Annotated in this window: 23 protein-coding genes; 20 read left to right on the top strand and 3 right to left on the bottom strand. The window is 40.8% G+C overall.

Going from position 1 to position 24129, the window contains the following annotated elements:
- The first annotated feature begins 11 nt into the window (after window positions 1–11).
- The 7 genes from H5115_RS09090 to H5115_RS09060 all read left to right on the top strand — a co-directional run bounded on the left by H5115_RS09090 (window position 12) and on the right by H5115_RS09060 (window position 6355).
- The gene (locus tag H5115_RS09090) at window positions 12–1430 is read left to right on the top strand and encodes a YcjX family protein (RefSeq protein WP_182754882.1); all 1419 of its coding nucleotides are present in this window, start codon (window positions 12–14) and stop codon (window positions 1428–1430) included.
- Window positions 1427–2455, top strand: coding sequence for a TIGR01620 family protein (locus H5115_RS09085; RefSeq protein ID WP_182754880.1), 1029 nt, complete (start codon window positions 1427–1429; stop codon window positions 2453–2455). Before H5115_RS09090 ends, H5115_RS09085 begins: the two co-directional genes overlap by 4 nt.
- Window positions 2456–2600: 145 nt before the next feature.
- Window positions 2601–3782 (top strand): methionine gamma-lyase, encoded by a 1182-nt coding sequence (megL, locus tag H5115_RS09080; RefSeq protein WP_138488753.1) that lies wholly within the window; start codon window positions 2601–2603, stop codon window positions 3780–3782.
- Window positions 3783–4019: 237 nt separating this feature from the next.
- Entirely contained in the window at window positions 4020–4817 is a 798-nt protein-coding gene (gene phhA, locus H5115_RS09075) for a phenylalanine 4-monooxygenase (protein WP_008134775.1), read from the top strand.
- Window positions 4818–4854: 37 nt separating this feature from the next.
- Entirely contained in the window at window positions 4855–5199 is a 345-nt protein-coding gene (locus tag H5115_RS09070) for a 4a-hydroxytetrahydrobiopterin dehydratase (RefSeq protein WP_002958326.1), read from the top strand.
- Window positions 5200–5374: 175 nt separating this feature from the next.
- Window positions 5375–5581, top strand: a complete 207-nt coding sequence (locus tag H5115_RS09065) for a hypothetical protein (protein WP_182754878.1) — start codon at window positions 5375–5377, stop codon at window positions 5579–5581.
- Window positions 5582–6355 (top strand): hypothetical protein, encoded by a 774-nt coding sequence (locus tag H5115_RS09060; RefSeq protein ID WP_182754876.1) that lies wholly within the window; start codon window positions 5582–5584, stop codon window positions 6353–6355.
- A 179-nt stretch (window positions 6356–6534) separates the two neighbouring features.
- Here the strand turns inward: H5115_RS09060 and dapD are convergent, their stop codons facing one another.
- Genes dapD through map form a run of 3 tightly spaced genes read right to left on the bottom strand, consistent with a single transcriptional unit; the run spans window position 6535 to window position 10806 of the window.
- A complete protein-coding gene (gene dapD, locus H5115_RS09055) occupies window positions 6535–7362 on the bottom strand; it encodes a 2,3,4,5-tetrahydropyridine-2,6-dicarboxylate N-succinyltransferase (protein WP_002958324.1) in 828 nt (275 codons plus the stop codon).
- Window positions 7363–7371: 9 nt separating this feature from the next.
- Window positions 7372–9990, bottom strand: coding sequence for a [protein-PII] uridylyltransferase (glnD, locus tag H5115_RS09050; RefSeq protein ID WP_149591839.1), 2619 nt, complete (start codon window positions 9988–9990; stop codon window positions 7372–7374).
- 30 nt (window positions 9991–10020) lie between these two features.
- Complete coding sequence (map, locus tag H5115_RS09045) at window positions 10021–10806, bottom strand: type I methionyl aminopeptidase (protein ID WP_002958322.1); 786 nt, start codon at window positions 10804–10806, stop codon at window positions 10021–10023.
- A gap of 271 nt (window positions 10807–11077) precedes the next feature.
- Here map and rpsB point away from each other — a divergent pair, with 271 nt between their 5' ends.
- The 13 genes from rpsB to lpxA all read left to right on the top strand — a co-directional run bounded on the left by rpsB (window position 11078) and on the right by lpxA (window position 24090).
- On the top strand, window positions 11078–11806 hold the full coding sequence (gene rpsB, locus H5115_RS09040; RefSeq protein ID WP_002958321.1) for a 30S ribosomal protein S2: 729 nt from the start codon (window positions 11078–11080) through the stop codon (window positions 11804–11806).
- Between the two features lie 104 nt (window positions 11807–11910).
- Entirely contained in the window at window positions 11911–12762 is an 852-nt protein-coding gene (gene tsf / locus H5115_RS09035; RefSeq protein ID WP_002958320.1) for a translation elongation factor Ts, read from the top strand.
- Between the two features lie 158 nt (window positions 12763–12920).
- Window positions 12921–13670: a UMP kinase gene (gene pyrH / locus H5115_RS09030; protein ID WP_024596498.1), complete on the top strand. Its 750-nt coding sequence runs from the start codon at window positions 12921–12923 to the stop codon at window positions 13668–13670.
- Between the two features lie 49 nt (window positions 13671–13719).
- A complete protein-coding gene (frr, locus tag H5115_RS09025; protein ID WP_220487221.1) occupies window positions 13720–14241 on the top strand; it encodes a ribosome recycling factor in 522 nt (173 codons plus the stop codon).
- Window positions 14242–14484: 243 nt separating this feature from the next.
- Entirely contained in the window at window positions 14485–15264 is a 780-nt protein-coding gene (locus H5115_RS09020) for an isoprenyl transferase (protein WP_024596497.1), read from the top strand.
- 19 nt (window positions 15265–15283) lie between these two features.
- Window positions 15284–16150, top strand: a complete 867-nt coding sequence (locus H5115_RS09015) for a phosphatidate cytidylyltransferase (protein WP_182754872.1) — start codon at window positions 15284–15286, stop codon at window positions 16148–16150.
- Complete coding sequence (gene ispC, locus H5115_RS09010; protein WP_182754870.1) at window positions 16147–17352, top strand: 1-deoxy-D-xylulose-5-phosphate reductoisomerase; 1206 nt, start codon at window positions 16147–16149, stop codon at window positions 17350–17352. The genes H5115_RS09015 and ispC overlap by 4 nt, the downstream gene beginning before the upstream one ends.
- Before the next feature lies 1 nt (window position 17353).
- Window positions 17354–18706: a sigma E protease regulator RseP gene (rseP, locus tag H5115_RS09005; protein WP_182754868.1), complete on the top strand. Its 1353-nt coding sequence runs from the start codon at window positions 17354–17356 to the stop codon at window positions 18704–18706.
- A 100-nt stretch (window positions 18707–18806) separates the two neighbouring features.
- Window positions 18807–21278, top strand: coding sequence for an outer membrane protein assembly factor BamA (bamA, locus tag H5115_RS09000; protein ID WP_024596248.1), 2472 nt, complete (start codon window positions 18807–18809; stop codon window positions 21276–21278).
- 11 nt (window positions 21279–21289) lie between these two features.
- Window positions 21290–21808: an OmpH family outer membrane protein gene (locus tag H5115_RS08995; RefSeq protein ID WP_002958312.1), complete on the top strand. Its 519-nt coding sequence runs from the start codon at window positions 21290–21292 to the stop codon at window positions 21806–21808.
- A 7-nt stretch (window positions 21809–21815) separates the two neighbouring features.
- A complete protein-coding gene (gene lpxD, locus H5115_RS08990) occupies window positions 21816–22838 on the top strand; it encodes a UDP-3-O-(3-hydroxymyristoyl)glucosamine N-acyltransferase (protein ID WP_024596249.1) in 1023 nt (340 codons plus the stop codon).
- Between the two features lie 26 nt (window positions 22839–22864).
- Window positions 22865–23317 carry a 3-hydroxyacyl-ACP dehydratase FabZ gene (gene fabZ, locus H5115_RS08985; protein WP_002958310.1) on the top strand — a complete coding sequence of 151 codons (453 nt, stop codon included), beginning with the start codon at window positions 22865–22867 and terminating at the stop codon, window positions 23315–23317.
- Window positions 23318–23319: 2 nt separating this feature from the next.
- On the top strand, window positions 23320–24090 hold the full coding sequence (lpxA, locus tag H5115_RS08980; RefSeq protein ID WP_002958309.1) for an acyl-ACP--UDP-N-acetylglucosamine O-acyltransferase: 771 nt from the start codon (window positions 23320–23322) through the stop codon (window positions 24088–24090).
- Window positions 24091–24129: the final 39 nt, after the last annotated feature.

The raw sequence follows: 24129 nt of genomic DNA, 5'->3' as shown, positions 1-24129 counted from the left end.
CAAGACACTTTATGAGCCAATCATTTGCAAAAAAGACCTTTAAAAGCATTAAAGGCAAAGCACAAAAAGCCCTTCATCGCAGTTTAGACCAACACGTAAAGCTTGCCGTAACTGGCCTAAGTGGTAGTGGTAAAACTGCCTTTATTACCGCGCTTGTTAAACACTTTACAACCCAAGCGGACGATAAAAACTTACCTTTTTTTGATGTAATGCGCGAGCACCGCCATGTGGCCACTAAAGTCGTGCCGCAAGAGGCGTTAAAAGTCCCGACGTTTAATTATACCCGCGCGCTAAATTCATTATTACCTAGCGATGGGGTGCCTACATGGCCTGCATCTACCGAGCGGATTAATACTCTGCGCTTAGCAATAAAGTATCAAAGTAATGCAGGGCTGCGCGGCCACTTTTCGCCGCAATCAACGCTTTATTTAGATATTATTGACTATCCGGGTGAATGGCTCCTTGATTTACCTATGCTTGAGCAAAGTTATGCTCAATGGTGCGAGCAGCAATATCCGTTATTAACTCAGCCTTCGCGCGTAAACACATCAAGTGATTTTTTAATGGCCGTTGAGCAACTTGACTTAAACGCCCCCGTTGATGAAAACGCACTTGCTCATATTGCTCAGCTTTATCAAAGCATGTTGGTAGGGCTTAAAAAAGACACCAAACTCGCCATGTTGCAACCTGGGCGCATGCTTATGCCTGGCGACTTACAAGGCGCGCCATTGTTATTGTTTTTTCCTGTATCGGGTGAAATAAACAGTGACGATGTCGTTGCGGGTTCTAATTTAGCGCATTTAATTAAGCGTTTTAACGCCTATATAAAAGAAGTTGTAAAACCATTTTATAATGAGCATTTTAGGCACTTTGATCGCCAAATCGTACTTGTAGATGTACTTAGTGCGCTAAATGAAGGGCACGAAACACTCCAAGAGCAAAGCAGTGTAATAAACCAATTACTCGCACACTTTAACTATGGTGAGTCAGGCTTTTTTAAACGCTTATTTAAGCCCAACATAGACAAAATATTATTTGCAGCTAATAAATCAGATCATATAAGTGCTAAACACCATAAAGATTTAGCATTGCTACTTGATTCGCTCGTGCATGAGCAAAGCAATCATTTAAAGTTTGATGGTGTGCAAATAGAAACCATGGCTATGTCGTCAATTACAGCAACACAGCCGCGCCAAATTGCCGACAAAGGCCAAACGCTTGACTGTATTTACGGTAAACCATTACACGAACCTGATTGGCTTACGTATTTACCGCCGCAACCTCCCTCGCGGATGCTTAATAAAAATGAGTGGCCAGCACAGGGATTTGAGTTTTTATCGTTTTCTCCAATGCCGAGCCCCGATAAACAACTCAAACATATTCGATTAGATCATGTCATGCAGTACCTGCTAGGAGACAAATTAACATGAGTGAGTCAAACCAACCATTTCAAGCAGGGCGTCGTATAGATACGCAAAGCATTGAGCAAAACGAACCCGTTTTAGCACCTGCAAAAATTATTCAGCACGGGCAAAGTGATTACGAAGAACTGGAAGATGAAGCACTAGAGCCAGAAATAGATCTGGAGCCTGTTTATAAAAAGTCAAAGTGGCAAACGCTCAAAGGTGTTTTTGCCATTAGTTTTATAGTACTGGTGCTTTTAGAGTTTGCATATTCGTTATTATTTGCTTTCGAGCAGTCAATTATTTTAGGCAGTGTTTATTTAACCGCAGTTGTAAGTGGCGTGCTGCTAATTGGGCGCTTATTGTGGCGAGAGTACCGAATGCTGCGTAGCTTAAAGCGTAACCAGCTGCACCGAGTTGAAGCCGACAGGCTTTTAAACAGCGAGCAAGTAGGCGGTGCATTACCTTGGCTTGAAAAGCTTAATAAACACCAGGAGCTTGATAACTTTGAAACCTTTAAAAACCAAGTAGCGATGCATCACAGCGACAAAGAAATAATGACCCTGTACGCAAACAGTTTATTAATAACTCAAGACACCAAAGCTAAAAAGCTTATAAATCGTTTTGCGACTGAATCTGCACTGCTAGTTGCCCTAAGCCCACTTGCGCTGGTGGATATGATGGCCGTGCTTTGGCGCGGTACTAAGTTAATAGAACAAATTGGTAAAATTTACGGCATTGGTTTTGGCTACGCGAGCCGTATAAAGTTATACCGTATGCTGATAAAACAAGTAATGTTTGTAGGCAGTGCTGAGCTTGTATCTGACCTTGCTGCAACTGCATTAAGTGCTGAGCTTTTAGGTAAGCTTTCGGGACGGGCAGCGCAAGGGGTCAGCGCCGGTATTTTTACAGCGCGTATTGGTTACAAAGCAATGGAGCTTAGTCGCCCATTACCACGGCTTGAAAACAAACGCAGCTTACTAAAAGGCACTGTGCAAAGCATCGCAGGTAAAATTATGAGCCGTAAAAAGGCGGAGTCAACACTAGATTAGCAGTGGCAATATTTGTGTACAAACGTGCGCTGCATGGTTTTTACACAAATAGCCATCTGAGCATCCGGCATGCTTGCTGTTTGTAAGCGCATACGTTTTGATTGTTGAATCGCAAAAACATAATAATCAAAAAAATGAGCCTATAATGAGCAAGCATCATATAAACACCCAGTGTATTCACGGACCACAAAAAGCAAACGACCCGCACGGCGCTCTCACTTCTCCTTTGTATCAAACCTCTACCTTTCATTTTGAAAATGCCGCTCAAGGTGCTGCGCGTTTTGCAGGCGACGAACCGGGCTATATTTATACGCGCTTAGGAAACCCTACAACCACAGAGCTTGAGCAAAAAGTTGCTCAACTAGAGAGCTGTGAAGCAGCTGCTGCAACCGCAACAGGTATGGGGGCCGTATCTGCCTCAGTACTGAGCTTTTTATCGCAAGGAGATCACCTTGTTGCCTCAAGTGCTTTGTATGGTTGTACCTTTGCGTTTTTCTCGCACATGTTGCCGCGCTGGGGAATCGAAGTCACCTTTGTTGATATGACCAATGAGGACGAACTACGCGCTGCCATCAAACCTAATTCAAAAATGATATTTGTAGAAACGCCAATCAACCCCACTATGGCGGTTATTGATTTGGCACTCATTGGCGCAGTTGCTAAAGAGCACAACTTAATTAGTGTAGTCGACAACACCTTTTTAACGCCGCTACTGCAATCACCCAAAAAATACGGCATTGATATAATAATGCACAGTGCGACCAAGTACTTAAACGGCCACGGAGACGTAGTCGCCGGTATTGTGTGTGGATCGCTTGAGCACATAACACACATTAAAATGACCGTACTAAAAGATATTGGTGCAACCATAAGCCCGCACGATGCATGGCTAATTAATCGAGGCCTAAAAACACTCGCTATTAGAATAGAGCGCCATTGTCAAAGTGCACAAACAATAGCGCAATATCTAGAAGCGCACCCACAAGTAAGCACCGTATATTACCCCGGGCTTAAATCGCACCCAGGTTATAAGTTTATTGGTAATCAAATGAAAGCCGCTGGTGGTGTTATTGCGTTTGAAATAAAAGGCACGCTACAAGATGGCGCACAATTTATTGATAGTATGAAACTTTGTACACTTGCAGTAAGCCTCGGCGATGCTGAAACACTGATTCAGCATCCTGCATCTATGACTCACTCGCCTTATACGCCAGAGGAGCGAGCCGCCGCTGGAATAAGTGATGGGCTGATCAGGCTCTCGGTTGGGCTTGAAGATGTTAACGACATTATTAGTGATTTAGACCAAGCTTTTACTAAAATTGGTTAGGTGTATTTAATTGTATACACTTAAAAATAAGCTGCAGGCCTTTATTTAAAGGTCTGTATTTTTAATGTGCCACAGGTGTAATTTTAACTTTACGATCTAAGTGATCGTGCTAAATACTGATGTTAGCCTATCTATTAAACTTTTCTTCACTTTTGCATAGTATGGGGTCATTCGATATTCATTAGGTTTGAGTATCACACTGACACCGATTTAGGGCTCACACCCAAGAAGGTACTTATGGCTAAAGCAAGTAAATACACATCCAAAACACCAGACGAAAATGGTGTTATACACTGGAGTGATGAAGAAAATAAAATTTGGTCTGAGCTTGTAGCGCGCCAACTTGCGTGCATTGAAGGCAAAGCCTGCAGTGAGTACATGCAAGGGTTAAAAAAGATTAACCTGCCGCACGACCGTATTCCGCAGTTAAGCGAGCTAAACGAAGTGTTGCTAGCCACTACCGGTTGGCAAGTTGCGCCAGTACCTGCGCTTATCGACTTTGATGAGTTTTTTAGATTACTGGCAAACAAGCAGTTTCCGGTAGCTACATTTATTCGTAGCCGCGAAGAGTTTGATTACCTACAAGAGCCTGATATTTTTCATGAAATATTTGGCCATTGCGCCATGCTAACTAATCCTGACTTTGCCGAGTTTACGCATAAGTACGGGCAATTAGGTTACGCAGCGCAGAAAAAAGACCGTGTATACCTTGCGCGTATATACTGGTTTACGGTTGAATTTGGTTTAATGCAAACCGAAGACGGTCTGCGTATTTACGGCGGCGGTATTTTATCAAGCCCAGGGGAGACTCAGTACGTATACTCAAATACGCCAGAAATCAGCCCAATGAATGTGCTTGATGTACTGCGTACGCCGTACCGTATTGATATTATGCAACCACAGTACTACACCATAAATTCGATTCATGATCTGTTTGATATATCGCAAATGGATATTATGACTTTGGTTGAGCGAGCTAAAGAGCTTGGTTTGCACGACCCAAAATTTCCACCAAAAGAAAAATTAGCCAGTTAAATATTAATGCTAAAAAAGCTAAAAGTAAGGATTTAGAATGTCTTCATTAAGTGCACAAAAATGCGAAGCCTGTCATGTAGATGCGCCAAAAGTATCTGACGAAGAGTTAGCACAATTAATTACTAAAATCCCAGACTGGGTACCAGAAGTGCGTGACGGTATTATGCAGCTTGAGCGTGTTTATAAATTTAAAAACTTTAAACAAGCTATCGCATTTACTAACAAAGTAGGCGACATGGCAGAAGACGAAGGCCACCACCCAGGTTTATTAACCGAGTGGGGCAAAGTAACCGTTACATGGTGGAGCCATTCAATCAAAGGCCTACACAAAAACGATTTTATTTGCGCAGCTAAAACAGACGACGTATTTAACGCGCTGTAAACCACACTAATTGAGCAAACCAACAGAAGCACTTATTTTTATAAGTGCTTCTGTTGGTTTGAATTGTAATTCAACTCTTTAGTTCTGAGTTTTATCCATGATATTAAATTGTTCTTTGCTGACAAATAGAATATGATATAGATGTACTTATTGGGTATATTTTACTGGAGTTTATATGAGTAATTTTTTTAGTTTTTTGGGTTTTGGTTTAACACCTCAAGATAAAGTTTTAGCTGAAAAATTAAATAATAAATCGTACAGTTCTTTACGTGTTGTTGGTAGAGGAACTTTAATGGTCGATGCCTCTGAGGTTCGTAAGAGCATAAGCGAGCAAGATTTATATAAAAAAGCCAAAGAAATAGTTGAGGGGTCTCAAGCATAAATGTTCCTTTTTTTAATATTGCCAATTTTAGTTAGTGGCTTTATTTGTTGTCATATCCTTCCCTCAGAAAAATATAAACTACATAGGTTTGAAGGGCAATATCTATATTTAAAAAGCGCAAAACTTGGTTTGCTCTGCTTAGCGTTATCAACTTTATCCATCTTATTTCTTAACTATTTTATTCCACCTCAGATATGCTCTATATCAATAAATATTATTTCCGCTATTACTGAGCTAGTAAACGCATTAAAAGTAGTAGAACCAAAATCTACATTAGCAACGCAAATTAGTTGGTTAATTATTTTCAGTACTTCAATGCTTGTAACGCCTTTTATTCTAATGTGGTTTGAAAATATTATATTGCCTTTACGCCTCGAAACTAAAAAAGTAAAAGAGATGTTGATAGGTCAACTGTTGAGCGATAGCCCATTAGACTCTATTTTATATGAAGCTTTAATAGAAAAAGATCGCAAAACGGCTCTAATGCTTTCGTTAAGTGATAGGAAAGTGTACGTCGGACAGGTTATAAGTATGGGCGAACCGAATGAAATTGAAGGACCTGATCAAGAAGTAAAAATAATACCTATTATGAGCGGGTATAGGGATAAAGATACCCTTAAAGTTAAGTTTACTACGCACTATGATGGCGAGAAAGATAAAGATTTAACAATAGTATTACGTCAAGATTTAATATCATCTGTTAGTGAATTTGAATTTGATACATATAATAGGCTAAACCCCATTAAAAAAGTGTGGAAGCCAATACCATTTTAATGGAAAAGTTCAATTTTATTAGGTTAAACTCTCAAAAAAGCTCCAAACCAAAGGGCTTAGAGCTTTTCTATATACAATTAAAGTTTAGCTAAAACACTTAACTTCAAAGTATAGTTGGGTTTCGTTTCACTCAACCCAACCTATGTTTAACACAAATCAGCTAAAAGCTTATCGATTTTTTACTCATCAATTGAGCGTAGTAGGGCGTTTATGCCTACTTTTTCACGTGTTTGTTTATCTACTTTTTTCACGATGATTGCAGCGTAAAGGCTGTGGGTGCCATCTTTTGACGGTAGTGCGCCTGGAACAACTACTGCGCCTGCTGGTACGCGGCCGTAGTGAATTTCGCCGGTTTCGCGGTCATAAATACGAGTGCTTTGGCTGATGTAAACACCCATTGAAATTACTGCGCCTTCTTCAACAATTACGCCTTCAACAATTTCAGAACGTGCGCCAATAAAGCAGTTGTCTTCAATGATGGTTGGGTTAGCTTGTAGAGGCTCTAAAACGCCGCCTATGCCAACGCCACCTGATAAATGTACGTTCTTACCAATTTGTGCACACGAGCCTACAGTCGCCCAAGTATCAACCATGGTGCCGTCGTCAACGTATGCGCCAATATTTACGTACGATGGCATAAGTACAACGTTTTTACCTACAAAGCTGCCTTTACGCGCTACTGCGTTTGGTACTACGCGCATACCACCTTGCTGAAATTGCTCTGGCGTGTAGTCGCTAAATTTAAGTGGTACTTTGTCGTAAAATTGGTTTACGCCGTCGTTCATTGGTTGGTTGTCGCGAATACGAAACGACAGTAATACTGCTTTTTTAAGCCACTGGTGTACAACCCATTCACCTGATATTTTTTCGGCAACGCGTGCTGCGCCGCTATCAAGTAAATCAAGTGCGTCGATAATGGCTTGCTTTACGTCGCTAGATACTGTGCTTGGGCTAATGCTATCGCGGTTGTCCCATGCGTTTTCGATCATCGTTTTTAAATCTGACATGTGTGTCCTCTATTCTGTTTCGGCGTTGAATTTTTTACGTAATGCCTGATGAATTTTTGCTTGCTCTTCATCAGTCAGCGCTTGGTATTCGTTATTAGATACAACAAAGAAATCCTCGGCACGTTCACCTACCGTTGTAATACGGGCTGCGTGAATGTGTAGTAAATGCGCTTGGAAAACTTCGGCTATTTTGGTTAGTAAACCTTGTATATCGACGGCTTGAATTTCTATTAAGCTACGGTCTTTGCGTGCATGTGGGCGCAACACAATTTTAGGTTTAATATTAAAATCTTTAAAGCGTTGAGAGCGGCTCTTTTTAAAGCGAATTTTTTTACGTGGATCGCTAAGTGCTTGCTCAAGCCCGCGTTTAATTGATTGCGCTCGACCGCTCGCTATAGGGTCGCCACTTACTTCAAGTATTACAAAGCTAAACAGGACGTAACCGTCTTTTGTTGTCAGTACTTGCGCGTGCTGTATTTGTGCTTTTTTAGAGCCAATTACACTCACTAATCTTGCAAATAGTGCTCCAGAGTAAGGGCTGTATACAAATACTTGTGTACCACCATGCATTGCTTTGTTAGATACAATTACACTGGGTTGGCTTAAATCGGTGCTGCTTAATAAATGCTCACTTTGCCACGATATTTGTTGTTCGCTAAAGGCGGTAAAGTAGTTGGCTTTAAAGCGACTCCAAATTAAATCAATTTTATTCTCAGGGTAACCTAAGTTGAGTAGACGTTGTTTAGCTTGGTGCTTTTTATCGCGAATTTGGTCGCGCTGATCCATTGGGTTTTCAAGCCCTAGGCGTAATGCGCGCTGCGTGTGCAAGTACAATTCACGCAGTAGGGTGTTTTTCCAATCGTTCCATAAGTTGTCGTTGGTTGCACGTATGTCGGCAACGGTTAAACAATATAAATAGTCGAGTTGGCGCTCTGTTTTAATACGTGTTGCAAAGTCTTTTATTACGGCAGGGTCGTTAATATCTTTACGCTGCGCGGTAACCGACATAAGTAAATGATTACTTACAAGCCATGCAACTAATTTTGCATCAGAGGATGAAAAACCATGTAATTTAGCAAAGGCTATAGCATCAACAGCGCCAAGTTCTGAGTGATCTCCCCCTCGGCCTTTAGCAATGTCGTGAAATATACCGGCTAAATAAAGTAACTCAGGCTTATCCATGCGAGTGACTATTTCACTACAAATCGGAAACTCGCTAATGCCTGTTTTATCAAAATATTCGTAAATATTTTTGATTAATTTGTGAGTATGCTCATCTACGGTGTAGGCGTGAAATAAATCGAACTGCATTTGCCCAAAGATATTACGCCACTGCGGTAAGTAGGCGGCAAGCATGCCGTGCTTGTGCATAAGCGTAAATGCGCGGCCCATGCCATTAGGGTGTTTAACTAAGCGTAAAAAGGCTTCACGACAGGCGGCATAATCTTGTAAATCCCCCAATAATCGGCGGCGTACTTGGCGAATTGTACGAATAGTGCTTGGGTAAATATGCGTTATTGCAGGGTTGTCTGCTATGTGCTCAAACAATACAAAAAGTTGGTCACGTCTAAAAAATACAGATGGATCTTTTACGCGTATTTGATGGCCCACTTGCTCAAAGTTTCTGTCGAGCTCTATCACCGTTTTTTCACTGCTTTCGGGCATGATACTTTGCTCAAAGTATGAAAGTAGCATTTGGTTAAGCTCGCGAACGCGGCTCATTATTCTAAATAAGCGCTTCATCATACGCTCAACCGATGCTTTGCCATCGCTACCAAATCCTAAAATTTCGGCGGCTTGCGGTTGATGATCAAACAATAAGCGGTTTTCGGCTCGACCTGCTGCTAGATGCAGTGCAAAGCGAATATTCCATAGGTTTTCTAGGCACTCAGAAAGCTCTTGAAACTCTTCATGGGTTAAGTAGCCGTGACTTATTAACTCTTGCAGGGTTTCGGTTCTAAAGTGCTTTTTTGCGACCCAAATAATGGTTTGCAAGTCGCGCAGGCCACCGGGGTTTTCTTTAATGTTTGGCTCAAGATTATACGCGGTGCCGTGGCACTTTTTATGGCGTAAGTTTTGTTCTTGAACTTTGGCAGTAAAAAACTCACCGGAGCGCCATACGGGTGTTTCTAGAATATGCGTTTTGAGTTTTTCAAACTCAATATGATTACCAAAAATAAGGCGGCTTTCGAGTAAGCTGGTGGCAAAAGTAACGTCTTCACGTTTTTGCTCAATGGCTTGTTCTATAGTGCGCACGCTGTGACCAATCTCTAAGTTGAGATCCCATAGCATGGTGACAAACTGGCCTATTTTTTCGCATATTTCTTCGCTTGGCGGTTTAGTTACAAGCAATAAAAAGTCGATGTCGGAGTAGGGATGTAGCTCCCCACGTCCGTATCCGCCTACTGCTATTAATGCTAAATCAGGTTCGCGCGCTAAGTCGTAAACATGAAAAAGCTTAATTAGTAGGCGGTCAATAAACTCAGCCCGGGCATTAATTAAATTCCCAACCGGTTGTTTAGAAAATTCGTTATGTAACCATTTATAAAAATAGCTAGAACAATCGCGATAATCACTAAGTTGCTCAGCATCGCTGAGCAACTTTTTTACTTTGTTGGGTAATGCCACGTGGGCTGGCTCCTAATTTCTTATTTATTATTAGTGTTCTATGATCCTGTCGATAGTATCATCTGATCGTAGCGTTAAAATTTCAACACCATTTTCAGTCACTAATAAAGTATGTTCCCACTGTGCAGACAAGCTGCGGTCGCGAGTTACTACAGTCCAATCATCTTTAAGTAGCTTACATTGGCGTTTACCCGCATTAACCATTGGCTCAATTGTTAAGCACATACCCGCTTTTAAAGTTTCGCCAGTACCCGCTTTACCGTAGTGCATTACTTGTGGTTCTTCATGAAATCCTGCGCCAATACCGTGGCCGCAATATTCACGAACAATAGAGTAATTAAAACTTTCTGCATATTTTTGAATAGCAGAGCCAATATCACCTAAGCGCACACCTGGTTTTACCATTTTAATAGCAAGGTATAAGCTTTCTTGTGTTACTTCTGCAAGACGCTTAGCTTGGATGTTTGGTGTACCAACGTGGAACATTTTAGAAGTATCGCCGTGGTAGCCATCTTTAATGACAGTGACGTCAATATTTACGCTGTCGCCTTCTTTTAATGCTTTGTCATTTGGAATTCCGTGACAAATAACATGATTAACTGACGTACAAACTGATTTTGGAAAGCCATGATAATTTAACGGAGCAGGGATTGCTTGTTGCACATTAACAATATAATCATGACAAAGTGTATTTAGCTCATCGGTGGTAACACCCGGCACTACATGAGGACCGATCATTTCAAGTACATCGGCCGCTAAGCGCCCAGCTACGCGCATTTTCTCTATTTCTTCAGGGGTCTTGATAATAGCGCTCATTGAGGCTCCAAAGTTGAGTTTCTAACATTTATCGCCGAACAAATTTTGCACGCGACGTTGAGTATTTAATTTTAATATGGTATAAAGCGCGCCGTCTTTTTACAAATAAATTCTTAAATGATTTTTTGTATTTAAGGCAAACACAATTTTATTTTAACACACACACGTATCGTCACATACACTTGGGTGCATTTGAAGTTTAATTACTTCGGTGTTGGTGCTATGGGATATGTGGAGGCCTAACCCTAAACAACTATAGAGGATCTATAAAATGGCAAACGTTTCAATGCGCGATATGCTTCAAGCTGGTGTTCACTTTGGTCACCAAGCACGTTACTGGAACCCTAAGATGAAGCCTTTCATCTTCGGCACACGTAACCGTGTACATATCATCAACCTTGAGCAAACTGTACCAATGTTCAACGACGCACTTAAGTTTTTATCAAGTGCTGCAGCAAACAAAGGTAAAGTTCTTTTCGTTGGTACTAAGCGCGCAGCAAGCGACGCAGTTAAAGCAGCTGCTTTAGAAAGCGATCAGTTCTTCGTAAATCACCGTTGGTTAGGTGGTATGTTGACTAACTGGAAAACTGTACGTCAATCAATCAAGCGTCTTAAAGACCTTGAAGCACAAAGCCAAGACGGTACTTTCGAGAAATTAACTAAGAAAGAAACGTTAATGCTTAACCGCGAAATGGAAAAGCTTGAAAAGAGCCTTGGTGGTATCAAAAACATGGGCGGTCTTCCAGACGCGCTTTTCGTTATTGATGCTGACCACGAGCACATTGCTATCCGTGAAGCAAACAACCTAGGTATCCCTGTTGTTGCAATCGTTGATACTAACTCTAACCCAGACGGCGTTGATTACATCGTTCCTGGTAACGATGATGCTATCCGTGCTGTAAGCCTTTACACTAGCGCTGTTGCAGCTGCTATCACTGAAGGTCGCGAGAATAACATCGTTGCTCAAGCTGAGAAAGACGATTTCGTTGAAGCTGAGTAATTAGCTATCATCAAGTCTTCATCTTTTTAAGGTGAAGACTTGTTATTCTTGTAGAGCGGGTAACCCGCTTATCTAAACCAGATTTCAGATTTGAGGATTTACTAATGGCTGTAACTACTGCCCTAGTTAAAGAATTACGCGAGCGCACAGGCGCTGGCATGATGGATTGTAAAAAAGCGTTAACTGAGACTGATGGCGACATCGAGTTAGCGATTGAAAATATGCGTAAAAGTGGCGCTGCTAAAGCTGCTAAAAAAGCAGGTAACATTGCTGCTGAAGGTACTATCATCATCAAGCAAAACGCTGGTGTTGCAGTACTAGTAGAAGTTAACTGTCAAACAGATTTCGTTGCAAAAGACGTAAGCTTTTTAGCATTTGCTGATAAAGTTGCTGAAGCTGCAATTGCTGACACTCTTACTATCGAAGACTTACAAGCTAAGTTTGAAGAAGACCGTGTTGAGCTAGTAACTAAAATTGGCGAAAACATCAACGTACGCCGTCTACAGTACATTGCTGGTGAAAACCTAGTTGAGTACCGTCATGGCGACCGTATCGGTGTTGTTGTTGCAGGTGTTGCTGATGAAGAAACACTTAAGCACGTTGCAATGCACGTTGCTGCTTCACGTCCAGAGTACTTAACTCCTTCAGACGTACCAGCTGACGTTGTAGAAAAAGAAAAGCAAGTACAAATCGAAATCGCGATGAATGAAGGCAAGCCTGCTGAAATCGCTGAGAAGATGGTTGTTGGTCGCATGAAAAAATTCACTGGTGAGGTTTCTCTTACTGGTCAAGCTTTCATCATGGAACCTAAAAAATCTGTTGGCGATATTCTTAAAGAGAAAAACGCAACAGTTACTGGCTTTGTACGTGTAGAAGTTGGTGAAGGTATCGAGAAGAAAGAAGAAGATTTTGCTGCTGAAGTTGCTGCTCAAATTGCAGCTGCTAAAGGTCAGTAAGATTAACTATTTGTGATGCAAAAGGAAATTAGATGCAATTAAAGTACTATTTGGTTTTGCTTCACAGCTAGAAATTCTTTAAAATAACCGCGCTTTTATGTTTAACATAAGCGCGGTTATTTTTTATCCATAATTCAATAAAAGTTGGCCCCTATACTATGACTATCAATCGCAAACCTATTTTTAGACGTGTTCTTCTCAAATTAAGTGGTGAAGCTTTAATGGGAGACGAAGGCTTCGGCATCGACCCAAAAGTTTTAGACCGTATGGCACAAGAAATTAAAGAGCTAGTAGAGCTTGACGTAGAAGTGGGTTTAGTTATTGGTGGAGGTAACTTTTTACGCGGTGGTTCACTTGCAGAAGCAGGTATGAACCGCGTAGTAGGCGACCACATGGGTATGCTTGCAACGGTTATGAATGGCCTTGCAATGCGTGATGCGCTACACCGTGCATTTGTAAACTGTCGTTTAATGTCGGCTATTCCGCTAAATGGTGTATGTGACGCTTATAACTGGGCTGAAGCAATTAGTTTATTAAAAACTGGCCGCGTTGTTATTTTTGCAGCGGGCACTGGTAACCCATTTTTTACTACCGATTCTGCAGCGTGTTTACGCGGTATCGAAATTGAAGCGGATACAGTAATTAAGGCGACTAAAGTGGATGGTGTGTACAGTGATGATCCTGTTAAAAACCCAGAAGCGACGCTTTACAGCCACTTAAGCTACAATGAAATCATTGAAAAAGAATTAAAAGTTATGGATTTAGCGGCATTTACTCTAGCCCGCGATCACAATATGCCATTGAGCGTATTTAATATGAATAAATCAGGCGCGCTAAAACGCGTAATTATGGGTGAAGAAGAAGGAACACTTATTTCTTCACAAGCCTCAGATGAAATAATCAAATAATTAGGATTAAACCGTGATTAACGATATTCAAAAAGACGCGCAAGCGCGCATGCAAAAAAGTGTAACTGCACTAGGTAGCCAATTATCTAAAATTCGTACTGGCCGTGCACATCCTGCAATCCTAGATGGCATTATGGTGTCGTACTACGGTGCACCAACGCCTTTAAACCAAGTTGCTAACGTAACAATTGAAGATTCTCGTACACTTGCTATTGGTGTATTTGATAAGTCTTTAGCGCAAGCTGTTGAAAAAGCAATTATGGCGTCTGACTTAGGTTTAAACCCTATGTCGGCAGGTACTGTTATTCGTGTACCACTTCCTCCACTTACAGAAGAGCGTCGTAAAGACCTAATCAAAATTGTACGTGGCGAAGTTGAAGGCGGTCGTGTTGCTATTCGTAACATTCGTCGTGATGCTAATGGTGATGTAAAAGGTTTATTAAAAGATAAAGAAATATCTGAAGATGAAGCGCGTCAATCAGATGATACGATTCAAAAACTGACAGATAAATTTATCAAAGAAATGGATACTCTATTAGCTGCTAAAGAAGCAGAGTTAATGGAAATCTAAGTAAGTCCCTGTTTATTTTTGAGGTTGAATTTGCAGTAGTATGTTTGGTTTTAAGGCAAAGCATAGCCTATGTAGTGAGGTTATTCCCCATTATTAGGCGATAGCAATGCATAAAACCTAAAAACGCGCTGCCCAAAGGGCTCTGCCTAGATTGAAGAAATTACAATCGTGAAAGGTCGACAGGACCTATTAAAATTATTAGTTTTGAAACGCCGTCTAGGGTATACTAGGCGGCGTTTTTTTATGGAATACTCAATATTTATGGTTCTAGATGCTGACACAATTTCACAGCAATGTTTACCCAAACATGTTGCTATCATCATGGATGGGAACGGACGTTGGGCACAAGCTAGAAATAGACCTCGTGTGTATGGGCATAAAAAAGGCGTAGACGCAGTTCGTCAATCTGTTCAGTTTTGTACTAAATTAGGGATACAATCGTTAACCTTATTTGCTTTTAGTAGTGAAAACTGGCGCCGCCCTGAAGACGAAGTAAACACTTTAATGGAGCTTTTCTTATTTGTTTTAACAAAGGAAGTTAAAAAGCTTCATAAAAACAATGTAAAACTGACCATTATTGGAGACTTATCACGATTTTCTGAAGGATTACGTAGCAAGGTAGACGCTGCGCATAAGCTGACTGAAAATAACACCGGATTGCGCTTAAATGTTGCAGCTAATTACGGTGGTCGTTGGGATATGGCTAACGCGGCTAAACAACTTGCTTTGCAAGTTGCGCAAGGCACACTCAACGCAGAAGATATTACAGAAGAGCGCTTAGCACAGCATATGAGCATGGCAGATCAGGCTGAACCTGATTTACTTATTCGCACTGGTGGCGATGTTCGTATTAGTAATTTTTTACTATGGCAAGTTGCTTATGCAGAACTTTACTTTACCGAGACACTTTGGCCTGATTTTAATGAAGCAGCATTTGCTGAGGCTATAGCGTGTTACGTTGCCAGAGAGCGACGTTTTGGTTGTACGGGCGAACAAATAAAACAATTACTCGCTCAAACCTAAATAGAATAAGGGTCACATTTTGTTAAAACAACGAATTTTAACCTCTCTAGTGCTTGCACCATCGGCATTAGCTTTGGTTTTTTATACACCGCTTACGTTATTTAGTTACTTTGCCGGTGCAATAGTATTATTAGGCGCATGGGAATGGTCTGCGTTTATGGGTTTATGCGATAAGCTCAAACGTGGTGCTTTTGTTGTATTGATTGCAGCCTTACTTGGCTTGCTTAATTTACATTGGCCTATTGAATCATTATGGGAAAATGGCAAGTTAGTAGGTGATGCAAATTACGTATTTACGCTTTCGTTTGCTTGGTGGATTGTTGCTAGTTATTTAATTTGGCGCTATCCAGAAATGGCTAAAGCGTGGAATGAAGGTTTAGTAATGCGCGGCATTGCAGGTTTATTAACACTTGTGCCGTTATGGCTTGCACTAAATACGCTGCGCAGTGCGCAATACGTTGAATCAACACATTTTGGCTCTGTACTGATTTTAGTCGTATTGGGTATTGTGTGGAGTGCAGACGTTGGTGCTTATTTTTCAGGTAAGAGCTTTGGTAAGCATAAACTTATGCCAAAAGTGAGCCCTAATAAAACAATTGAAGGGTTAGCAGGCGGTGTAGTCGCTTCTATCATTTTTGTTTTAGCATTTTGTCACTTTACCGATGTTGATTTAGGTGTTTGGCCTATCTACGCGATAATGACTGCATTTATTGCATTGTTCTCTGCGGTAGGTGATTTACTGGAAAGCATGTTTAAACGTGAAGCCGGTTTAAAAGATAGCGGCCGTTGTTTACCTGGGCACGGCGGTATTCTAGATCGCATTGACAGCTTAACGGCTGCAGCTCCAATGTTTGTAATGTGCTATGCGTGGACTCTGAGTTTATGAGCCAAAAGCAATTACTGGTTATTTTAGGCGCAACAGGTTCAATTGGTTTAAGTACACTAGATGTTGTATCGCGCAATAAAGAGTTATTTGATGTTTTTGTTTTAGCTGCAGGGCAAAACGCAAAAAAAATGGCTGAGCTGTGTATTGAACACGAACCACTTTATGCGATTATGGCTACCCAGAAAGCCGCTGAGCAGCTATCTGCTTATTTAGCTAATACACCATGCCAAACGCTTGTTATGCACGGCGAGCAAGCAATGTGCGACTTATGTGCTCACCCAGATGTTGATGTCGTGATGTCGGCAATTGTAGGAGCAGCTGGTTTACTGCCAACATTAAGTGCAGTAGAAGCAGGTAAAAAAGTACTGCTAGCTAATAAAGAATCGTTAGTTATGTCAGGTCAGTTGTTTATTGATAAAGTTAAACAACATAAAGCGACCTTGCTGCCAATTGATAGCGAACATAATGCTATTTTTCAATGCCTACCTTCTTCGTTACAAAATGCCAAAGGCGATCAAAATTTACAGCAACATGGCGTAAGTAAAATTTTGCTTACCGGTTCTGGTGGCCCGTTTTTAAAGCGCGATATAAACACACTAAAAGATGTAACCGTAAGTGAAGCCGTGGCGCATCCTAACTGGTCGATGGGTCAAAAAATATCAGTAGACTCGGCCACTATGATGAATAAAGGCTTAGAGTTTATTGAAGCTAAGTGGTTATTCAATTGCGACACCAGTGATATAGACGTAGTGATTCATCCACAAAGTATTATTCATTCAATGGTGCAGTACCACGACGGTTCTATTTTAGCGCAAATGGGTAACCCTGATATGCGTACGCCAATTGCCCACGCTCTTGCATACCCTGAGCGAATTAATGCAGGCGTTAAACCGTTAAACTTCTCTGATATATGTGATTTCTCATTCACCAAGCCTGACTTTTCTCGCTATCCAAATTTACAATTAGCGATTGATGCGTGTAGTGCAGGGCAAGGCGCGACCACAACGGTTAACGCTGCAAATGAGATAGCTGTAAGTGCATTTTTAAACGGTAAAATTGGTTTTACTGATATATACAAAATAAATGCACAAACGCTTGAAGCTGCAACGTATACCAATGTACAAAGCTTAGATGAAATTTTAGAGTGCGATAAATTAGCGCGTATTAGCGCTTCAGAATTTATAACAAAAGTGGCGCATTAATATGTTTGATTTTTTTTGGAATCTTGGCTCATTTATTTTAGCGCTTGGTATTTTAGTGGCCATACATGAATATGGGCATTTTTGGGTTGCGCGAAAAATGGGCGTTAAAGTGCTTCGTTTTTCAATTGGCTTTGGTAAACCGCTTTTAAAATGGCACGATAAATATAATACCGAATATGTGATTGCGGCTATTCCACTAGGTGGTTATGTAAAAATGCTTGATGAGCGTGTTGATGATGTGCCGGCAAACCAACGTCATTTATCGTTTAACGCTAAATCTGTACAAGCACGTATTGCCATAGTTGCAGCGGGTCCAATGGCTAACTTTTTGTTTGCTATTTTTGCTCTTGCTATAATGTATATGGTGGGTGTGCAGTCGGTAAAGCCTGTAGTAGGTAGCATTACAGAGGGTAGCCGAGCAGAGCAAGCGGGCATTATGCCTTCTCAACATATTATAAAAATTGGCGATGATGATATAACGACATGGCAAGATGCCACGTTTGCACTTATGTCTAATTTAGGTGAAGAAAGCGTTGAAGTGATAGTGCGCGATAAAAACCTTCAACCACGTGTTAAAACCCTTAATTTAGAGGGGTGGAAATTAGATCAGCAAGACGTGCCACCACTAAGCTCGTTAGGTATTGTACCGTTTAGACCTCAAGCCACTTTAACAATTGCCGCCGTGACTAAAGATTCAGCTGCAGAACACGCAAATTTACAAGTTAATGACACAATTTTGGCTGTAAACGGTGAAACAATAAGCAATTGGCAGCAATTAGTTAATCTTATTACGCAATCAGCTAACAAATCTTTACAATTTAGTGTAAAAAGACAAGATACTATACAAGCCATTACAGTAACCCCTAAAGGGCGCATTGGTAATAACGGTATTGAGCAAGGCTTTTTAGGCGTTGCTCCTGTTGTACAGCAATGGCCCGATGGTTATGTAGAGACTAGACATTACGGCCCGCTCGATAGTATCGTGCGAGGCACAAAAGAAACGTGGCGCTTAATTACACTCAGTTTTGACATGATTGGTAATTTAATTACAGGCCAGGTTTCGGTTAAAAATTTAAGTGGCCCTGTGGGCATTGCAGTAGGCGCTGGAACTAGCGTAAGCTATGGGTTAGTGGCCTTTTTAAGCTTTTTAGCCTTAATAAGCGTTAACTTGGGTGTATTTAATTTATTACCCTTACCAGTGCTTGATGGTGGACACTTAATGTATTACATAATTGAACTTTTTCGTAAAAAGCCGGTCTCTGAAAAGACACAAGAGTTTGGTTTTAAAGTGGGCGCCTTGTTGCTCATTTTTCTAACATGTTTCGCTTTGTTCAATGATGTATCGCGTTTGTAGTTTTACAGCGTGGCAAATTACTAATTAGAACACGATTGTAAAGCACCACTTTAGTAGGGTGTTATGCGGTAATACAGTTGTAAAGGATAAAGATAATAAAATGGCTATAAAAAAACATTTGGCAGTAACAAGTTTATTGGGTGCAAGTTTTGCAGCCCTAGGCCAAAACTCCTTTATTGTTGAAGACCTGAAAGTTGAAGGTTTGCAGCGTGTAGCACTTGGTGCAGCGCTAACACATATTCCTATTAACGTAGGCGATAATGTTGATGACTATACGATTTCAAAAACAATAAAGTCACTTTATCGTTCTGGGCACTTTGATAACATAAAAGCCCTTCGTGATGGCAACAACGTTATTTTTAAAGTAACGGAACGTCCTACCATCAGCTTCATTGAGTTTGAAGGCAATAAAGACATTAAAGACGAGCAGCTTAATGAGTCTCTTGATCAGCAAGATATTCGCCAAGGTGAACCACTTGATAAAACCGTTATCGATAGTATCGAAAAAGGTTTAGTTGAGTTTTTCCACAGTATTGGTAAATACAACGCTAAAGTAGATATCAGTATTACTAAGTTGCCTCGTAACCGCGTTAAACTTAAATTAGAGTTTGATGAAGGTGATGCAGCTTCTATCCGACAAATTAACTTAGTGGGTAATGAACTTTTTTCTAATGAAGAGCTTCTTAAGCTTGCTGAATCTCAGCAAGATTTACCTTGGTGGCAGTTTATGGGTAGTGATCGCTACCAAAAGCAAACCATTGAAGGCGATTTAGAAAAAATTCGGAGTTATTATTTAGACCGTGGTTACCTACGTTTTAATATCGACTCAACGCAAGTATCAGTGAGCCCTGAACGTGAATCAGTTTACGTTACAGCTAACTTAACTGAGGGCGTAAAATATACCGTTAAAGGCTTTGACTTTATTGGTGACTTGCTTGGCCGTGAAGACTTAATTAAAAGTGTTATCCCACTTAGAGCAGGTGAGCTTTACAACGGTTCAGTCGTTACTTCGTCAGAAGAATTTATTAAAAGCTACTTAGCACGTTTTGGTTACGCTAATGCCGAAGTGCGTACAATTCCAGAAATTGACGATGAAAAGCAAGAAGTACAACTAACACTATCGGTTAATCCAGGTAAGCGTGTATACGTTCGCCGTATTATTGTTGGCGGTAACCAAAATACAGCTGATGAAGTACTTCGCCGTGAAATGACACAACTTGAAGGCGCTTGGTTATCTAATCAAAACCTTGAGCGTTCAAAACTACAAATTCAACGTTTGCCTTATATGGAAACTGTTGATTTTAACGTAGTGCCTGTACCCGGTGTGGATGACCAAGTAGATGTAGACTTTACTGTAAAAGAGCAATCAGCGGGTAGCTTTAATGCCGGCCTTGCTTATGGTTCTTACTTAGGCCTGCAGTTTAATATTGGTGTAACAGAATCTAACTTTTTAGGCACAGGTAACCAAATTGGTTTAAACCTTAATACGTCTACAGGTTCTGAAAGCTTAAGCTTATCATACACAGACCCATACTTTACGCCAGATGGTGTATCGCAAGGCAGTAGCATCTTTTACAGAAACTACGATGCAAGTAAATTTAGCCTTGTTGAGTACAAATCAAAAAGCTATGGTTTAGGCACAAATATTGGTTTTCCAATTGATGCTGTAAATCGTGTTAACTTTGGCGCCCGTTGGATTAAAGAAGAGCTTTCGGATATTGCAGAGTACGAGCAAACGCGTGTACTTCGTGAAACATTCTTAGACCCAGATAACCCAGATGCAGGCTTTGACTTTACTAAGTATGAGCTGAGTGTTGGTTGGTCGCGTATTACCGTTAACCGTGGTTTATTCCCAACAGCGGGTTCGCGTCAAACGCTAAACTTAACAGCAACAACGCCTAACTCAGATCTTCAGTACTTTAAACTGAATTACGATTCGCGTTTTTACTGGCCTATATCAAATGACCACCGTTGGGTATTCTCAACGCGTGCAGCGCTTGGTTACGGTAATGGTTATGGTTCTACAAATGGGTATGAGCAAACACTGCCATTCCAAGAGTATTTCCGTATAACGGAAATGGAACTTCGTGGCTTTGACCGTAATACAATATTACCACGTGCTGTATCGCGTATACCGCAGTCTATTCCGGGTACGCCAGGTGCAGACGGTACTACAACAGGTAGCATTGGTGGTGCATCAGAATTTGATATTCTAGTGCCACAAGGTCGTATTGGTGGTAATGCCAAAGCAGTAGCAGGTATGGAGCTAATTGTTCCTACACCATTCTTAGATGAAGAAAATACCAGCTCTGTACGTACTAGCTTCTTTGTTGATGCTGCAAACGTATGGGATACTGAGTTTAACGTAGACCGCTATCAAAACTTAGGCGTCGATGAACGTGCTAAATTAGATGACTATTCAGACCCAATGCGCTTTAGGGTTTCAACCGGTCTTTCATTACAATGGATCTCTCCAATGGGTCCAATGCTGATCAGTTTTGCGTATCCATTGCAAAAAGAAGAAGATGACGATACGAAAACCATCAGCTTTAACATTAGTAACACTTTCTAAAGGAGTTTTTTGTGAAAAAATTATTTAAATCAACAGCTGTAGCAGTTTTAGCAACGTTAATGATGGGCACTTCTGTGAATGCATTTGCACACAAAGTAGGTATTGTTGATATGCAGGAAATCTACAAGCAAATTCCTCAAATGGCTAAAATTGAACAGTCTTTACAAACTGAGTTTGCTGAACGTCGTCAAGAGCTTGAAAAGTTACAAGGCGATATTCGTTTTGAAGCTGAAAAATTTAAACGCGAAAGTACAACTATGAGCCAAGCTCAAAAAGATGCACTACGTGATAAAATTCAAGGCATGCAAAAAAATCTTGCTGAACAAGGTCGTCCTTTAGAGCAAGAAATCAAAGCGCGCCAAAACCAAGAACTTGCTAAAGTTCAAGGTGTGATCATCAAAACAATTGAAGAAATTGCTAAAGACGGCGACTTCGACGAAGTTAAAGTAAAAGACACAACAATTTACTTTAATCCTAAAGAAGTAACTGATCTTTCGTCTAAAGTTGTAGCTGCAGTTAGTAAGAAATAATCACTCTATGCAAAATTATACGCTTTCGCAAATTGCGGAACTTCTAGGCGCCGAACTTCAGGGTGATGGCGCTTTAGAAATAAAAAAAATAGCGACACTTGCAAATGCCCATTCTGGGCATATTGCATTTTTAGCGAACTCAAAATATCGCTCGCAACTTGAAACTACTCAAGCTAGCGCTGTAATAGTAAGCCAAGCCGATGCTCAGTACTTTAGTGGTAGCAAAGTTATTGTTGCGAATCCGTACGTAAGTTACGCAAAATTAGCGCAATTTATGGATACTACACCACGCTCAGCCTCGACGGGTATACATCCAAGTGCCACTGTTCATTCAACAGCGATTGTTAGTGACAGCGCCGCCATAGGTGCTAATGCAGTCATCGAAGCTGATGCGGTGATAGGTGACAATGCGCAAATTGGTCCGAACAGTTTTATCGGAGAACGTGTTAAAATAGGCTCTGGCACTAAGCTTTGGTCTAGTGTGACTATTTATCACGATGTTGAAATTGGTTCAGATTGTTTGTTTCAAGCAAATAGTGTTGTAGGTAGTGATGGGTTTGGCTATGCGAACGAACGCGGGCAATGGGTAAAAATACCTCAGCTTGGTTCAGTGATCATAGGTAACAAAGTTGAAATTGGTGCAAGCACGACAATTGATCGTGGCGCCCTGGACAATACCATCATTCATAGCAATGTTATTATCGATAATCAGTGTCAAATAGCGCACAACGTTGAAGTTAATTCAGGCACCGCAATCGCGGGCTGCACCGTACTTGCAGGAAGCGTTACCATTGGCAAAAACTGTCAAATTGGTGGCATGGTTGCAATTAATGGTCACATGTCTGTATGTGATGGTGTTATAATTACCGGCATGAGTATGGTGACAAAATCAATCACCGAACCAGGTATTTACTCATCTGGTATGCCCCATACAACAAACAAAGAATGGCGTAAATCAATAGCTCACTTGCGTAACCTTTCAGACATGAAATCTCGTCTTAAAGCGCTGGAAGCATTGGCTAAGTCATAACGTTGAACACTAATAAGGATGCTATTTTGGCAAACGAATTAAATAGCCTTGATATTCAAGAAATTTTAAGTTTATTACCGCACCGTTACCCGATGCTATTAATTGATCGTGTTATTGATTTTACACCTGGCAAATCTTTACATGCTATTAAAAATGTTTCTATAAACGAACCTATATTTACTGGCCATTTCCCAAATCAGCCAATTTTTCCTGGTGTGCTAATACTAGAGTCAATGGCGCAAGCTACGGGTTTATTAGGTTTTAAAACAGTAGAAAATCGTAGTGAAAACGAATTATATTTATTTGCTGCTGTTGATAACGCACGTTTTAAACAGCCAGTGATCCCAGGTGATACAATGCATCTTCATGTTGAGTTTTTAAAAGAACGTCGCAACATTTGGAAGTTTGCTGCAGAAGCTAGAGTCGACGGCAAAGTTGTATGTAGTGCCGAAATTATGTGTGCGAGAAGAGAGTTTTAATAGTGATCCATTCTACAGCAATAATCGAACCTGGCGCTAAACTAGGTAACAATGTCTCAGTTGGTCCGTATAGTTATATTGGCAATGATGTTGTTATCGGTGATAACTGTATTATTGAGTCTCATGTTGTTGTTAAAGGGCCATCAACTATTGGCTCTGGCAATCATATTTTTCAGTTTGCGTCTGTGGGCGAAGCCTGCCAAGACAAAAAATACAACAACGAGCCAACCACATTAATCATGGGTGATAACAATGTTATCCGTGAATGTGCCACTATTCACCGTGGTACAATTCAAGACCAAGGCGTTACTAAAATTGGTAGTAATAACTTATTTATGGCTTATACACACGTTGCACATGACGCTGTAATTGGCGATAACGTAATTTTTGCTAACAATGCAAGTGTGGCCGGCCATGTACATGTAGGCGACTGGGTTATCTTAGGTGGTAATTCGGGAGTTCATCAGTTTTGTAAAATTGGTGCACATGCCTTTATTGGTATGTATTCAGGTGTTAACAAAGATGTACCACCTTTTGTTACTACCATTGGTATGCCAGCAGGTCCTGCTGCTATCAATAAAGAAGGCATGAAACGTCGTGGTTTCGAAAGTGATGAAATTATGGCTGTACGCCGTGCATACAAAGCGTTTTACCGTAAAAGCTTAGGTGCAGACGAAGCGATTGAATCGCTTAGTGAAGATGCTGCAAAGTACCCTGCTGTGAAATTGATGGTCGACTTTGTTAAAGGTTCTGAGCGCGGTATTGTAAGATAACGGCTTCTTAATTAAAAAAACCACCTTAGAGAAATCGAA

Origin of the sequence: Pseudoalteromonas sp. SR44-2, from assembly GCF_014163745.1 — a bacterium.
GTDB classification, from domain to species: Bacteria; Pseudomonadota; Gammaproteobacteria; order Enterobacterales; family Alteromonadaceae; genus Pseudoalteromonas; species Pseudoalteromonas distincta.
The sequence above is the reverse complement of the archived record's forward strand: the minus strand, read 5'-3'. Positions and strand labels throughout refer to the sequence as shown.